Genomic DNA, 15624 nt, shown 5'->3' with positions numbered 1-15624 from the left:
TTTGTAAGTTCTTCTAGAATTTTGATTATCTCTAAAGCATTTGTTTTAGCATGATTTAGAGAGGTTATCAGCTTATCACAGGCTGATATAATCTCCTCATTATTGGCTGGGGCATCTAAAACAGCACTTATATTTGTTGTAGAGTTTTTATCAGTGTCATTTAACATCCTAAGTATTGCCGTCAAAGAATAATTTGCACACCTCAGGGTTCTAATTATTTTAAGACGCTGAATATCATCCTCACGATAACCGTCAGACATCAAAAGATACAAATCCCTAAAACACCCTTTCTTATGAAGACTATTTTAATAAAAAAGGCTAAAACTTTGTGCAATTTTTGCCGCCAGTAATGATGAAGAAATGCTTGAGCCATATGTTCAGGAAACTCTCATGTGCGGTACTTAGATGAGGGAAAGGGATTAAATCCTTTTTTTTCGAGTACACAAATAGAACATTTAACATAAAACTTTATCATGTATAAATGACACAATGTATGGCACAAGTAACTAAATGTATTGATAATTGCCCAATAAAAGGATTCTAGAAAATCCTAAAAAGAGAGCGTTATCAGGGGAATAGATTGACTAGTTAAATTGATCTTGTTGAGATGATAGAGTACTTTGTCAATTTAACTCAACGGTAATCGATTACAACGGAATTTAGGTGTATTAACACATTTAGAAAAACATCAAATTACCTCTAGTAGCACAAAACTGCCAACAGATTTAACCGCTGGCAGAATGATTTTATATTTTTTTATTGTCCAATTGACGAGTAGCACTTCAAATCCTTCATTTGTTAATGATATTTTGTTACGTTTGCACAATATATATCATAGCTTTTTTGAATGCAAATATCAAATCCATATGATAGGGATGGAATCTCTTTCCTTTAATGTGCTCTAAAATCACTCATTTGCATTACCCCTAATACAAAATACAACATTGCCCCAACTAAAACCACAAATACAAATCCAAAATTCATCGCTATAATTAATGCCAACATTGAACCAATAACAGCAGCATATCCATTGAGTGCGTACATAAGAGGAATCTGCCCTTTTATATACTTGTCTTTACTCATTCGTTCAATTGAATACGGAAAGGGTATGCCCATAAAAAATCCGACAATCAAGATAATTGGTAATACGATTGAAAGCTTTTCAGGTATTGATAATGCCATTGTATTTAATGTTATTTTATTTAACCAAAAATAACTTGAAATGATTACAACCCCTATGACTAATCCTGAATATATCTTGAATTTCTCAAACCATGGGATTTTACCTGAAACTAATGCACCAAATGCACTTCCAGTCAAGAGACCGATCAGTACTAAAGTAAAGCTAAATATTGGCTTTTCAAGATATCTTTGAAGTGATTGTATGAAACCAAGTTCGACGATCATATATCCCATTCCAATTATCAAAAAATTGGCGGAATAATAAATCGAACCTCTAATCCGATTAGCTTTAGAAAGTAGAAATACACCAATTATAAGTGTCGGTATCATAAGTGGCAATATTTCATTTGGAAATCCTTTCGAATATTTATAAAAAAATGGATTTGTATCTTTAACAGGTGCAACATTTATATCCAGTTGGCTTATAATATCCTTAAAAGACGCTGAACCATCGTTTAATCGGGAATATAATTGATTGGGTTTAAAAGGCAGGTGCATTGCAGCTACCTCTTCATCAATGAGGTAATTGTTGATTATAAGTAGTTCCTCTTCAGTAAAGGGTTTTTTCTTCAAAATAACAGATGGCATATGTGCCTCACCAGGCTGACTGTCGTGATTTTTCATGCCATCCACGATGACAAAGTAATTGTTCACTTCACGTTCGGGAACACCAGATTCAATGAGTGTTTCTATCCAAGTATTAGCCACTCGAACTGCTTCAACACCGTTATGGACCATAAACGATATTCTCCCATCTGGATTGAGTGCTTTCATATAAGAACTAAATGCCTCTTTTGTGAAAATGTAGTTTTCAACTAGAGACAATCTGGAATTATCTATTGCATTTGACATCAACATTGATAGATATATATGATCAAAAGTTTCCGTTGTTTCATCAACGAACTTTCGCCCATCACCAACAATCAAGCTTACACCAGGTTGATTATAGATATCACCACTGTATTCTTTAGAAGCATTTACTGCATCTATAGTGCCCTCGTTGATTTCAACAGCAGTAATATTCTTGCTGCCGCTTAATAAAGCATAGATAACATCTTTGCCACCACCACTTCCAATTAGGAGTGATTTGTCATTATTGCCAATGAGATAAGACAAAAATGTTACGTCTGTTTTCATGTCCTCTAAATTCTGAAGATTTCCATCAAATTTAACAATTGGTGCAGATGCACCACCATCCGTTAAAATATATCTTACATCGTCGTCATTTGTTAGTTTAAGGACATCTGTTCTGCTAAAAGCACTCCATTTTGAGTAAATAATCTCAACATCTGACTTGTGGGCCTCTGATATATAGGCAACACCTTTATTGGGATTATGATAATATGCGTCAAAATGATTATTCATAAAGTCAATTACCGGTTCTGTAAACAATAACGCTCCTGAAAAAATAAGTACGATCACCGATATATAATTAAAGGTCTTGTTCATCGAATTACTATTAGATACAAGTGCAAGTGCCATTAGAAAAAACATAACGGCTATTCCTGAGTAAAACTCAAATAACATCATACCAACCACTATAATCACACAACCAAATACAGCTCCAAGCATATCCACAAAATAAAATTCATGTCCGAATTCCGATTGTTTCAAATAAATTGCAGACATTACCATCCCGCCAAATATGAAAGTGGATGAAGAACCCATTATATAAAATGTATATCCCTTCATATAAGGTCCAACTAATGCTAAACCCCAAAATAGGATTATTGATATTGCTAATAAATACATATTTTTACTTATAAATTTAGAAATATAAGCTTGATCTTTGTCTTTTAGACTACTATGAGCATGGTATGCGCCTAATCCTGTTCCGAACAGTGCTGATGATACAACTAGATAAACGAGATTAACATTAATCACAGTTGAGAAATATCTCGTTAAAAGCACCTCGTAGGCAAAAAGTGCCGCTGATAAAAAAAACATCAGCAGTAATTGTTTTATCTTGTCAGTACCGAGATGATTCATCACATCAAATGTAACACCCTCTTTTTCAATTAACTTAGTAGCTGATTGTATCTGTTCCATAATTTTCTACTCCTTCTTTCTCAATAACTTCTACGATTAATTTATTTGGAAGACAAACCAAGATATCACCTTGATGAATCGCCCAACCAAGATTTGAACATATCTGCCTTGGACAAACTTCTTTTGTCATTTTTGACAGCTTGATTTTCCCTTGATTAACTTCAACGTATTCCGTTTGATTATTAAGACTGAATGCAATAATCCCTTTATAGTCTCTTCCAACGGTATTTTCTAAGATGATTTTAGGTCCCTGTTTTACTCTAAAACTAAATAAAGCAGAATCATCCTTTGAATTTTTCATGACAAGTGAAAGTACTAAAGCAACAATCAATGTTGCTATAATAACGATAAAATCCCCTTTCCTCATATGTCTGACCACTTCACCTTTTCTCTATTTTTAGACCTTTATGTGTTGTCAATTTTCAACTTATTAAATCATTTCATCACCTCGTTCTGCTTATTATTTATGCAATAATTATGCCAAACCTGTAATTGGCACAATTATTGCATAAATAATTTATAGGAGGTGTTAATATGAGACAAAATGGCAGAGTGATCTCTTCTGATGCAGATCATGCACTTATACAGATTGTTAGACAGTCAGCCTGCGGTGGTAATTGCAAGAGTTGTGGCGGTTCGTGTAATGCGATGGGGGTTTTAATTTCAACATCAAATCCCATCAATGCAAAGCAAGGTGAGATCGTTCAAGTAGATTCAGAGACAAATAAAGTACTTAGAATAGCGGCAATGTTTTATATCGTGCCTCTATTTATGATCATTATTGGAATTATACTAAGTAAATTGTACTTATTCCCTGACAACACAAATATGCTTTCCGATGTAATCGCCTTAACTATTGGATTAGCCATGTATACATTCAGCTTGTTTCTAATCCATTTTTTCAGTAAGAAAAAAACGATTGAATACACTATTTCTAGGCCTTTGAAGTAATTGCAAAAAACAGTAGCTGCTAAAATCAATGATTTTAGCAACTACTGTTTTTTTAAAATCTTATTTTGTAGAAAAAGAATGTTGCAGCAAAACCCAGTAAGATTATACTTCCACAATATAAATACAATGGCAAAGGTTTGCTCTTATCTACATTCTCATCCGTGTATTGGGAGGATTTAAATTTCATATAGAGTACAATACCAATTATGCACATTACAGCTGCGGTCATATGTGCAACTGTAAAACTTCCCAACCAAATAGGATTAATTCTAAAAAACTCCACGATACCTCTAATAAGACCAAATCCAATTAAATACTCAGCAAAAAGTTGCCCCTTAAACCTTAAGGTTGCTCTTTTTCTCCATAAAAATCCAAACAAAATTAAATCAAGCAATGCTTCATAAATTTGAACTGGATGTACCAATTGCCCATTAATAAGGAGTCCCCAAGGATAAATCTTGTTCATTGGAATACCAAATACATCACACCCTAACCTACCAATAAACTGTCCAAATGCTAAACCTGGCACAAATGCATCTGCATAATCCTTAAAATCAGCTTTTTTTAACCAAAGATATATACCCCCTGATAGAACACCACCAAGGATTCCACCTTGTATAGACATTCCACCATTTCTAATTAAAAAGATATCCATCGGATTTGTTAGATAAAATTTCAAATTGAAGGCTAAAACATAATATAATCTTGCCCCAATTATTGAAAATATAATAACAATAATTGACAAATCACCAAATACTGTATCACTGAGCTTCTTTCGTTTAATCTCAAGATATGTTATCAAATAACCTATTAGAAGCCCAAAAGCGATTGTTATCCCAAATAGATATATGTGGAATCCGCCTATACTTATTACATCTTGCATACTTTCACTCCTTATGTTTTTTATTCATTATTAGAATGTTGCAATTTTTATGCCAAAAAAAAATATAAAATTTAATCCATACAGGACCAATTTTGCCTGTTTACTATTTGTTTTCTCAAAGCTTGTAGCATTTCCCACATAGATTGTGTGATATGATACAGTATCAGCATTAATTAAGAAAATATTCACTTAAATAAGATTTAAATACTAATTGATATCCAATCTAATTCAAAAGAAAAACGACCCAAAGGTCGTTCTCAGATACAACATTTCTATTATTCATGATCGGAAACCACTTCAGTGAGTAATCCATGCCAATTGTGATACCAAACATCACCTGTACTTGAGTTAACACTCATCATACCCTTTAAAGTTTCCCCATCATTTACATGAAAGGTATAGTAGCCATAAAAGACATGTCCTTCTTCCTCTGCTACCAGGTTTGCATTCAATTCTTCTAAATACGCATTTGCATTCTCAAGTGCTTCTTGCTCAGTAAGAATCTCTTCGCCATCATTATTTATGAAAAAGTTACCCATCATACCACCATAGCCACTTGAACCATGCATCCCATACTTCGTATTCCACATCATATTAGGTCCATATTCCGGATAAACATAACCTGTGACTGGATTAACGAGAAGCTCCATTGCACCACGACCCGTTTCTTCTTCAATAATTGAGAAATAATAATCACTATTTGAATAAACGAAAATATCATCTATTTCAAATTTTCCCTCATAATTCTTTAAATACTTTTCTACGTTTTCTTTTAAATCATCAATTGACAAAAGTTCTGACGAATCAAAATCTTGATTGTTATTCCAATTATATGAACCCATCATACCATTCATATGACCAAATCCATTGTTGAGGCTGCCACTATTAGAATAGCCAGACATCATACTCCCCATTGTTCCTACTACATTACTGTATCCCTCAGTTGTTGTATTTCCCATCATATTTTGCCAAAAGCCTTGATATACAGACTGATCTGCAAAAGTTACAGTTCCAGCGGCAATCATACCCATTGCCAGTAATACTACCATAAATTTTTTTGTAGCATGTTTTTTCATATCCTCGCCTCCAAATTTGTTTTATGTTTTATAACTTAACTTCTTATCTAGTATCATATAATACAATTATGGCACAAGTATGATAATCAATTTTTATTCTATTTTTATTAAAATGCATCTGCAAATAATGTCATATCCCATTCAAGTTCAGATTTTTCAACACCATCAATATTCAGAAACACCATTTTAAAGCTTGTGAAGTCACTTTTAATGGTCTCTTCACCATTTATTTGTTTAGGCAATTCAATATATTGTGATATATGGTGCCCAGATCCAGACTTTCTAGCTTTAAACCCTTCATTAATAATATTTCCATTGTCATCCATAAAATATACGGATTTCTCCAAATCTATTTGATCAAGATCAACACTATGCGTATCCATATCTATCATGAAAATCCAATCTTCCAAACTTGGAATTTCTTCGTTATAGAACTGGACCTCTATGTCAACAGCACCAATTGAAATACTTTGAACACTTGCATTTGATCTTTCCTTAATACCAACCTCGTTTTCGTTAGGCTTTTTAACAATTACAATCTCCTTTTGAGCTTGATCAGACGTTTTCATCGAACGATTATCCTCTTTGTCTGATGGCTTTGCAACTATTTTAAAAACCACACTCCCTCCTATGATTATTATTATGGCAAACAATACCAATTGCATTCTATTTTTCCACATTTTATCTCTCCTTAAAAACACCTATTTACCTGGTTAGTAAAAAGGCCATAATTGTAAATACTGCCCCAATAATCAGAACAAACCCTCTAAGGACTTTCATATTGATTTTAAAGATATGCCATTTTTTTTGATACATATTCTGATCTTGAATTAAGACAAGCATCATGGTTATTCCAATTAGATTAGAAACAATGCCCAAAATAATAAAAGGAACTTGATATTTAGCCAAGAAAATTGCAGCTGCAGATAAACCCAATACAGGCAGTATATCAGCAACATGGTGTAAACAACAAGCAATCATTGAACCTGCAGATACCCCTGAGCTTGCTGCAATACCTGCTCTAGCTCCATGTATTTTAAAATGTTCAAACCTTCTAATGTGAGAATACAGTCCCAACTGGATACCAAAACCAATAATAAGAGGTAAAAACCAATACCATAATTGTTTAAATTGGCTTACCGCATACCCAGGAGAATTTGCCAAGGATAAAGTAATAAAATATAATCCTAAGAGCAATCCCGCACCGATAATGCCACTCTTCCAGGGGGTAAACCTTGCAAATATACTCTTATGTTTCAAAGCATTGCTCCTTTTTTTAAAAATTTCATTTTTCCAAGCGTTCACTCAGAACTTAATGATTTCATATTACAAACTCAATAAAAAGGGGGAAGGGGCGTGTGATGCGCCCCTTGAAAAGATTATGCTAAAAATACATCAAAACCTCTGATGTTATTTACAGCCACTACAATTTTTATAACTAATGATGATCCTTCATAAAAAACATCATGCCAATATGCATTATTGGGCATAGCAGAAAGAATAACCAACTCCACGATAAACCTTTCACCCCTAATAAGGGTAGCAAACCAATGAGTGCTATCGGAATTAAACAGCATAATATCATAAGCAAACCATGCTTAAGACCCATTTTTTTAGGGTGTTTTTGATGCTCTTGATTATCTTGATTTTTGTCACACTCTACCATATGAACATTTCTATCTTCCATTGACTACCTTCCTCTTTGAATTACTGGCTTAAATCGTCTAAGCCTCAATGCGTTTGTTAGAACTGAAACGGAACTTAAGGACATCGCTGCCGCAGCAAACATCGGGTTTAATTTAGGTCCACCGAAGGCAAATAATAAACCTGCTGCTAGTGGTATGCCCGCAGTATTGTATGCAAATGCCCAGAATAGATTTTGTTTGATATTTCTGATGGTACTTTTACTAAGCTGAATCGCTGTAACAACATCCAATATATCACTCTTCATCAGCACAATGCTTGCTGACTCTATCGCAACATCCGTTCCTGAACCAATTGCAATACCAACATCAGCCTGTGCCAAAGCAGGCGCATCGTTAATACCGTCTCCAACCATTGCCACTATATAATTTTGCTCTTGAAGTTTTTTGACTTCGTTTGCCTTGTCTTCGGGTAGAACCTCCGCTAGAACCATATCAATGCCAACTTGCTTTGCGATGGCTTCAGCTGTTCTTTTATTATCACCTGTAATCATAGCAACCTTAATACCCATTTCATGGAGCTTAGTCACAGCAAAAGCACTGTTTTCTTTTGTAACATCTGCAACTGCAATGATACCGGCCATTATCCCATTGATCGCAATATACATAGGTGTCCTTCCCTCAGCGGCCAATCTATCAGCTTCAGACTCAAGCGTCACAATTATATTTTCATCCTTCATATACTTCAAATTGCCTAATAGTACATTCGTTTCACCTAAACTAACATCTATACCATGACCAGGTACTGCTTCAAAAGCATTTATTCGCAAAAGCTCAATACCTGCTTCAAAAGCATTGTTTACAATCGCTTCGCCCAGTGGATGTTCAGAACCCTTCTCAGCTGAAGCCGCCACTTGTATGACTTGTTCCTTGCTAAAACCGACATCTGTTATAACATCTGTTACCATCGGCTTACCTTCTGTAATTGTTCCTGTTTTATCGAACACGACCATGTTAATTTTATGTGCTGTTTCAAGTGGCTCTCCACCCTTAATTAAAACACCAAACTCTGCACCTCTTCCTGTACCTACCATTATAGCTGTTGGTGTTGCAAGACCTAGGGCACATGGACAAGCAATTACTAAAACAGCTATAAAAATTGTTAATGAAAATAAAACTGATTGACCCGATAAGAACCAGATAAGACCAGCTAAGATTGCTATACCAATGACTATTGGTACAAAGTAACCTGAAATTATATCTGCAAGTCTTGCTATAGGTGCCTTTGATCCTTGTGCCTCTTCCACGAGTTTTATGATTTGCGCCAATGCAGTGTCCTTGCCAACCTTTGTCGCCTTCATCTTCATTAAGCCATGCTTATTAACACTTGCACCGATGACAAGGTCACCTGCTTTTTTCTGAATTGGCATACTTTCACCAGTAAGCATGGATTCATCTACAGTGCTTAGCCCCTCTACAACCTCACCGTCAACAGGAATTTTCTCTCCTGGTTTGACAAGGAGTATGTCGCCAGGCTCAACTTCTTCTATTGGAATAATGATCTCTGTATCATTTTTTATGACAATGGCAGTTTTGGGCGCAAGCCCCATCAGCTTTTTAATTGCCTCCGAAGTTCTGCCCTTTGATACAGATTCTAAATATTTTCCCAATAAAATTAGGGTAACAATCACGCCAGCGGTTTCAAAATACAAATCACCTGCATATTCCAATTCCCCATAATATATTTTATAGGTTGCAAAAAAACCATATGCTATCGCCGCACTTGTGCCCATTGCAATTAAAGAATCCATGTTAGGACTTCTCTTTATTAATGCTCTAAACCCAACAGTATAAAACTTTCGTCCCGCGATTGCTACAGGTATAACTAGAACAATTTGTGTAATTGCAAAATTAAATGGATTGTGCATAGGATTCACAATGCTTGGTAACTCTATCCCGACCAAATGTCCCATCGCGATTACCAAAAGTGGTATTGTAAAAATCAACGAAACAACAAATTTTTGCCAGAGTGCTTTTACTTCTTTATCACGTCGGTCTTTGTCCACGTCACCCAAACCTTGTGATTCAATATCCAATGGTGTATAACCTGCTTTTACAATTGCTTGCTTAATATCTGATATACGTATCTTAGAAGGGTCGTAAACAATGTCAGCCTTTTCAGTAGCAATATTTACTTGAACTGAAACAATTCCCTCTATTGTACCTAGTGCTTTTTCAATGTGCATAACGCATGACGAACATGTCATACCTTGTATTGGAATAACAATTCCCTTAGACTCCAAGTTATCGATAAGCTCATATCCTGTTTTTTTTACACTGTCTTTTAACGCTTCTATGGTCAACAAGGAGTCATCGAATGCCACATTCAATTTTTCTGTGGCAAAATTTACACTTGCTGTAATTGTGCCATCAAGTTTTGAAACTGATTTTTCGATTGCTGCAGCACAAGATGTACAGGTCATCCCTTTTATAGATAGAATCTCTTCTCTTTTAGCCATATTATCACCTCGTTTCAATAATTTGAATTAGTACAAATTAGCACATTAGTGTAGCATATGATACAGTTCAATTTTATGAGTGCTTTTCATTGCTTTGATTATTATCTTTACCGCTACAACAACTTGCTTTTCCACTTTGGCTCTCGGTATGTGACCTATGTGTTCCATGAGAACCACCGCAACAACCGCCACCTCGCATAATACGAAATGCCATAAAACCAAAAGCGACAACAAATAGAACTCTGATTAGTATTTCCATCTTATAACCTCCAATTTAATATTCTACATTTTATTAAGTAATCTCACTACCTATGCTAAATGATTATGCATATTTCATGCCAACATTGTTTATTGTATAAAATTTTCAAAAAAAAATAGACCTATTGGTCTATTTCATATCGTATTTCCCCATCCGATAGAGCAAGGTATGCCTAGATATACCCAGTAATTTAGCGGCTTTAGTCTGATTATTATCCGTTCGCTTCATTGCTTGTTCGATAAGATCCTTTTCTACTTCATCTAAATTAATGCCTGATTCAGGTAGATAAAACAAACTCATTTGATCATCCTTGGTCTTGATTTCCTTAGGCAAATCATTCAAGCTGACAGTCCCTGTACGTGAAAGTATAACCATTCTCTCGACCAAATTTTCGAGTTCACGAATATTACCTTTCCAATTGTAATTAACAAGACATGCCATAGCACTTTCTTCAATTAAAAGTGGTTTTCGATTCATCTTTGTAGCAAACTTATTAACAAAATACTCTAACAACAGAGAAATATCTTCCCTTCTTTCACGCAAAGGAGGGATATCGACAGGAATCACATTTAATCGATAATATAAATCCTCTCTGAAAAGCCCTTCTTCGACCATTTCTGCAAGATTCCTATTTGTTGCTGCTAAGATTCTAACATCAGCCGTTAAAGTCTCTGTGCCACCAACTCTTTCAAATTCCTTTTGCTGAAGGACTCTTAGAAGCTTCACTTGAATGGATATTGGAATTTCGCCAATTTCATCTAAGAAAATCGTCCCGCCCTCTGCTCTTTCAAATCGTCCTGGTTTCCTGCTTACTGCACCAGTAAAAGCACCTTTTTCATGCCCAAATAATTCACTTTCAAGTAGCGTTTCAGTTAATGCACCACAATTTACTTTTACGAAGGGCTTATCTGATCGCAAGCTGGTTTTAAATATATAATCGGCTATGACTTCCTTTCCTGTACCACTTTCACCAGTAATCAAAACCGTAGCATCACTCTTTGCCACTTGTTCTGCCACTTCTAGCAAATCTTTCATTTTTTGACTATTGCCAATGATCTTATCCTTTAAACTCTTGTTGAGTTCATCTTTAAGGTAATGAATTTCTTTTGTCATTTCTCCAAATTGGAGTGCTTTCTGAACAATTATTTTCATCTCATCTAAATCAAAGGGTTTAGACAGATAATCGGTTGCACCAAGCTTTATCGCTTGAATTGCTGTATCAAGAGTTCCATGTGCAGTCATCATTACAACAGGCACATCATTTCCCAATTCACGAATAGTACTCAATACGGTTATGCCATCCATTCCAGGAAGTTTTATGTCTAGAAGAACCAAATCAGGGTTCGTCCTCTCAATTGTTTCAATCGCTTGATCGCCTCGTAAGACTGAATCAATTTGATATCCCTCTTGCCTCAATGCGTTTGTAAGTGCCCAAACCATGTTTTTTTCATCTTCTACTATTAAGATTTTAAATTTCATACTCTACCTCACTATTATTAGGCAACTCAATCAAAAATTCGGTTCCAATACCAAGAGTACTATTCACTCTTATTGTACCATTATGCTCTTTAATAATTTTATGTGTGATTGATAATCCCAGACCGGTTCCTGAATCCTTTGTCGTGTAAAAAGGATTGAAAATATTGTCTATCTTTTCTTTTGAAATGCCCATGCCATTATCTGATACACTGATGATGACCTTTTTGTCCCGAACATTACCTTTAATGGTTATGAAACCGCCGTTCGGCATCGCATCCACAGCATTCATTATCAAGTTCATAAATACTTGTTTCATTTTACCAACGTCTACCAAGCATGAGATATCAGGAGCTATCTCTGTTACAATTGTCACCAAACTAGTCTCAACAAAATTATGAGTAATCTTTATGACATCATGGACAAGTTCATTTAAATTAATATTGATTAAAACACCTCGTTCAATTTTAGAAAAATCTAAAATTTCCTTGATTACACCATTCGCTCTGTCTACTTCGCTTATTATGATTTCCATTCCTTCAGTGTCCATTTCATTAAGTTTATTAGATGCTTTTATCGTTTGAGCAATTGACTTAATGATACCAAGAGGGTTTCTTATTTCATGAGCTACGCCGGATGCCATAACACCAATGGCAGATAGCTTGTCAGAACGACGAATTTCTGCTTCAAGCTGATACACTTCTGTGATGTCCTCCAAGGATATTACAGTCCCCATAATATCGTCATTTTGATTTTTCAAAGAAAATATTTTAACATGATAAACAAGAGGTTTAAGGTTCAATTGAAGGTGCAGAATTTCATCATAACGATGAAGGGTGCCGTTTACAACGCGTTCAACTGCTATATGAATTTCATCAAATATATCTTTTTGATATTCAAAAAATAAATCATCTGTTTTCAAGTCAACGAAGTACCGCTTTGCTGCATTGTTGATGATCTTCACCATATTGTTATTGTCAAGCGCAATCAAAGGATAGGACATACTATTCAATATATTCTCGTTTAAAATCTCTATTTCAGTGATTCTTTCAAGCTGGTCTGTTAATAATAAATTATTCCTGTAAAGTTGCTCTACTAGATAGCCTGCCATTGATCCTATGAATAAAAACATTATCATTTCAAGCAACTGATTAATAAAGACTATATTTTCAACACCCAAAATAAATATTACATGTGGTAAATATAACAACGTTACTGCTATTCCAGTAATGACGCCACCACGTAATCTGAATTGAAACGCACCCAATAATATTGGAATGTAGTATAATCTTCTATAAAAATCGTGAACAGCCCATCTCTGATTAATCGTTAGATAGTGTAAAGCGGTAACCATTACTATTAATACGATCAAAAGAGCGATATCATTTTTTCTAGTTCTCACGTTTATACTCCTTTATGCAGATTTACTGTGTGATTTCGCACAGTAAATGTGTGAAATCACACAGTGATTAATATGAATACCCTTAAATAAAACAACTTTTGAGCATTATTAGACTATGCATAAACCATACCATGTTTTTGGCATGATTTATGCATATATTATATTGTAGGAGGTGTTATTATGAACACAAACTATGAAATTAAAATTGATGATAATGTGATTTCTTATTTATCAAAGAAAAATAAAAAGGTAATTACGCTTACAATCAATCAAAGTGGTGGCGGATGCTGTCCAACTTTTGAAATTGCAGACATCGATCTCAAAGCACCAGAAAATGAATTGATTTATAATCAATTTCAAATTAATGGTATCACTGTATACGTCAGTAAAATTGCAAAAGTTACGACTCCTGTATTAAAATTTAGTCTTGAAAAACTTTTATTTGTATCAAGTATAGTTCCAGTTGGACTAAGTCTAAAAGGGCATTGATATATACTTTTCTTCATTGGCTGCGAAGAGACTTATCCTCTCGTTTAATGCTTCGCAGCCTTTTCTTGATTATAGCCTAAAATTGGGATAAATACCATTTAGTCTGAATTCATTTAGATTTCAGGGTAAATCCACCTATAAAATTCATAGCTACTAGATTATTAGCTATGAAAATTCAGTAAAAAAATTCTGAACATTACTTGACCTGTATTTTTCATCCAGTTTTTACAAGCAGTCTTTTGCGGAGCATATTAACAATATTTTTGATTACTTTTGCTATTTCACTTAAGAAGTGAAGCCAAAACTAAAGAATAAGGGTTTCAGCCTTGTGAAATTAAGTAAACATACCTAAATCAAACAAAGGATAAACTCCATTGATGCCCAGTTTAAATGTACTACACAGCCTACAGTTCTACTGGTGTTGTCGATTTCATACATTCCTTGCTAGATGAAAATGCCATGTTATATCAAGAGGTCGAATTATTCTTGCGAAGCGACAGTTGTTTTGCTACGCCTAACTTATCCAAACAATGTGAAACCCATGCCTTTTCTATGCAAATCCTTTAAAGGTAAATAGCTTATTAAATTCAAACGTCTAAAATCTTGATGGAGAAATACCTCAAGTAGCAAAGGACCATACGATTGATGTAGTCTTTTTCCATAATGTGTTCCATTACCAAGCAGGCAAATAGGACTATCCTCGCTAAGTCGTTTTAAAAGAGGAAAAGCTATACAATTAATTAACCTCTCCGTATTTGTTCATTGCCACTGACATGGATTTGAAATCTGTCGAAATTCAGATGTACTTTCGCAATCATGATATCATGAAGAACTTTATCATATTAGTTAGTTGGGATTTAACTATACTCCTATAAGCGTTAAAATAAAGTGACCAATGCCAATCGAATGGCACTACATGCGCTAATAAATAATGATCTCAATTCTTTCGGACGACTAGCATTGGAGAATTGCATGAAAAATATCCAGATCGACACCATTCGTTTAAAACCACTTAAGGTCGCCTCAAAAATCGCAAAAACAACCAGATGCATTTATTTTGTACTATACACCTGTTGCCCATTTTAATGAAGCCTTTTATGAAACACTTGAAAGCATAAGACAACTTTCACAGCTAAACTAACCGTGATTTGCATTATTGGGCAACTCAAAATCTCAATACTGGCATGTACGGAACATGTCTATACTTTATTTAAGACAAAATTTATTGTTTCAGTAAACAACTCTGAAACAATAATTTCATTTCTCGATTTTAAAATTGGTTATTGGTTCATGAAAAATTCAAGTTTGATTGCTGGTACTTGGGCAAAAAGTTTTGTATGAACTTACTGTAGGTTTCATTCAACTGTCTGCCCGATTCTTGTGCTATGGTGTCAAAGACAATTGAGGATTTACCAGAACCAGAAACACCCGTAAATATTGTGATCTTCTTTTTAGGTATATCAAGACTAATATTTTTTAAGTTATTGTTTTTTGCACCTCTAATTTTAATACTTTCTGAGCTCATCTTCATCCTCCACTGACTTATTTTTAGTCATTATACCACCCTGGTAAAGTATGGTGTTATCGTGTAGGGTTTACATTTTCTTTTGTAAGTTCTTCTAGAATTTTGATTATCTCTAAAGCATTTGTTTTAGCATGATTTAGAGAGGTTATCAGCTTATCACAGGCTGATAT

General features: G+C 34.6%; 15 protein-coding genes and 1 pseudogene. 3 read left to right on the top strand and 13 right to left on the bottom strand.

Features of this window, described 5'->3' with window-relative positions:
- From AC220I_RS08950 to AC220I_RS08940, 3 genes are all read right to left on the bottom strand, one after another.
- The coding region (locus AC220I_RS08950) for a MerR family transcriptional regulator (protein ID WP_486723478.1) at positions 1 to 260 on the bottom strand (260 nt) is incomplete at its 3' end.
- Positions 261 to 891: 631 nt separating this feature from the next.
- Positions 892 to 3231: a spermine/spermidine synthase domain-containing protein gene (locus AC220I_RS08945; protein ID WP_486723477.1), complete on the bottom strand. Its 2340-nt coding sequence runs from the start codon at positions 3229 to 3231 to the stop codon at positions 892 to 894.
- Entirely contained in the window at positions 3206 to 3598 is a 393-nt protein-coding gene (locus AC220I_RS08940; RefSeq protein WP_486723476.1) for a NusG domain II-containing protein, read from the bottom strand. Before AC220I_RS08940 ends, AC220I_RS08945 begins: the two co-directional genes overlap by 26 nt.
- Before the next feature lie 167 nt (positions 3599 to 3765).
- Between AC220I_RS08940 and AC220I_RS08935 the strand changes: the two genes are divergently transcribed.
- The gene (locus AC220I_RS08935; protein WP_486723475.1) at positions 3766 to 4182 is read left to right on the top strand and encodes a SoxR reducing system RseC family protein; all 417 of its coding nucleotides are present in this window, start codon (positions 3766 to 3768) and stop codon (positions 4180 to 4182) included.
- Between the two features lie 52 nt (positions 4183 to 4234).
- Here AC220I_RS08935 and lgt read toward each other — a convergent pair whose 3' ends face one another.
- From lgt to AC220I_RS08890, 9 genes are all read right to left on the bottom strand, one after another.
- Positions 4235 to 5065 (bottom strand): prolipoprotein diacylglyceryl transferase, encoded by an 831-nt coding sequence (gene lgt, locus AC220I_RS08930; protein ID WP_486723474.1) that lies wholly within the window; start codon positions 5063 to 5065, stop codon positions 4235 to 4237.
- A gap of 275 nt (positions 5066 to 5340) precedes the next feature.
- Complete coding sequence (locus AC220I_RS08925) at positions 5341 to 6141, bottom strand: hypothetical protein (protein ID WP_486723473.1); 801 nt, start codon at positions 6139 to 6141, stop codon at positions 5341 to 5343.
- A gap of 107 nt (positions 6142 to 6248) precedes the next feature.
- Entirely contained in the window at positions 6249 to 6761 is a 513-nt protein-coding gene (locus tag AC220I_RS08920; protein WP_486723472.1) for a hypothetical protein, read from the bottom strand.
- 85 nt (positions 6762 to 6846) lie between these two features.
- The gene (locus AC220I_RS08915; RefSeq protein WP_486723471.1) at positions 6847 to 7446 is read right to left on the bottom strand and encodes a hypothetical protein; all 600 of its coding nucleotides are present in this window, start codon (positions 7444 to 7446) and stop codon (positions 6847 to 6849) included.
- 133 nt (positions 7447 to 7579) lie between these two features.
- Complete coding sequence (locus tag AC220I_RS08910) at positions 7580 to 7828, bottom strand: hypothetical protein (protein WP_486723470.1); 249 nt, start codon at positions 7826 to 7828, stop codon at positions 7580 to 7582.
- Positions 7829 to 7831: 3 nt separating this feature from the next.
- Positions 7832 to 10303, bottom strand: a complete 2472-nt coding sequence (locus AC220I_RS08905) for a heavy metal translocating P-type ATPase (RefSeq protein ID WP_486723469.1) — start codon at positions 10301 to 10303, stop codon at positions 7832 to 7834.
- A gap of 73 nt (positions 10304 to 10376) precedes the next feature.
- Positions 10377 to 10562, bottom strand: coding sequence for a hypothetical protein (locus AC220I_RS08900; RefSeq protein WP_486723468.1), 186 nt, complete (start codon positions 10560 to 10562; stop codon positions 10377 to 10379).
- A gap of 129 nt (positions 10563 to 10691) precedes the next feature.
- Positions 10692 to 12041 carry a sigma-54-dependent transcriptional regulator gene (locus tag AC220I_RS08895; protein ID WP_486723467.1) on the bottom strand — a complete coding sequence of 450 codons (1350 nt, stop codon included), beginning with the start codon at positions 12039 to 12041 and terminating at the stop codon, positions 10692 to 10694.
- The gene (locus AC220I_RS08890; RefSeq protein WP_486723466.1) at positions 12031 to 13440 is read right to left on the bottom strand and encodes a two-component system sensor histidine kinase NtrB; all 1410 of its coding nucleotides are present in this window, start codon (positions 13438 to 13440) and stop codon (positions 12031 to 12033) included. Before AC220I_RS08890 ends, AC220I_RS08895 begins: the two co-directional genes overlap by 11 nt.
- A gap of 180 nt (positions 13441 to 13620) precedes the next feature.
- Here AC220I_RS08890 and AC220I_RS08885 point away from each other — a divergent pair, with 180 nt between their 5' ends.
- Positions 13621 to 13929 (top strand): CC/Se motif family (seleno)protein, encoded by a 309-nt coding sequence (locus AC220I_RS08885; protein ID WP_486723465.1) that lies wholly within the window; start codon positions 13621 to 13623, stop codon positions 13927 to 13929.
- 888 nt (positions 13930 to 14817) lie between these two features.
- Entirely contained in the window at positions 14818 to 15015 is a 198-nt protein-coding gene (locus AC220I_RS08880) for a hypothetical protein (RefSeq protein WP_486723464.1), read from the top strand.
- Between the two features lie 229 nt (positions 15016 to 15244).
- Here AC220I_RS08880 and AC220I_RS08875 read toward each other — a convergent pair.
- Positions 15245 to 15454 (bottom strand): annotated as a pseudogene (locus AC220I_RS08875) (hypothetical protein); the annotation flags it as partial.
- Positions 15455 to 15624: the final 170 nt, after the last annotated feature.

It is taken from the genome of Fusibacter sp., assembly GCF_057447755.1.
The sequence above is the reverse complement of the archived record's forward strand: the minus strand, read 5'-3'. Positions and strand labels throughout refer to the sequence as shown.

Coding starts and splice junctions, on each gene's coding strand:
- AC220I_RS08900 (WP_486723468.1), bottom strand. CDS start 10,562: ATGGAAATACTAATCAGAGTTCTATTTGTTGTCGCTTTTGGTTTTATG.
- AC220I_RS08905 (WP_486723469.1), bottom strand. CDS start 10,303: ATGGCTAAAAGAGAAGAGATTCTATCTATAAAAGGGATGACCTGTACA.
- lgt (WP_486723474.1), bottom strand. CDS start 5,065: ATGCAAGATGTAATAAGTATAGGCGGATTCCACATATATCTATTTGGG.
- AC220I_RS08945 (WP_486723477.1), bottom strand. CDS start 3,231: ATGGAACAGATACAATCAGCTACTAAGTTAATTGAAAAAGAGGGTGTT.
- AC220I_RS08885 (WP_486723465.1), top strand. CDS start 13,621: ATGAACACAAACTATGAAATTAAAATTGATGATAATGTGATTTCTTAT.
- AC220I_RS08895 (WP_486723467.1), bottom strand. CDS start 12,041: ATGAAATTTAAAATCTTAATAGTAGAAGATGAAAAAAACATGGTTTGG.
- AC220I_RS08940 (WP_486723476.1), bottom strand. CDS start 3,598: ATGAGGAAAGGGGATTTTATCGTTATTATAGCAACATTGATTGTTGCT.
- AC220I_RS08910 (WP_486723470.1), bottom strand. CDS start 7,828: ATGGAAGATAGAAATGTTCATATGGTAGAGTGTGACAAAAATCAAGAT.
- AC220I_RS08935 (WP_486723475.1), top strand. CDS start 3,766: ATGAGACAAAATGGCAGAGTGATCTCTTCTGATGCAGATCATGCACTT.
- AC220I_RS08925 (WP_486723473.1), bottom strand. CDS start 6,141: ATGAAAAAACATGCTACAAAAAAATTTATGGTAGTATTACTGGCAATG.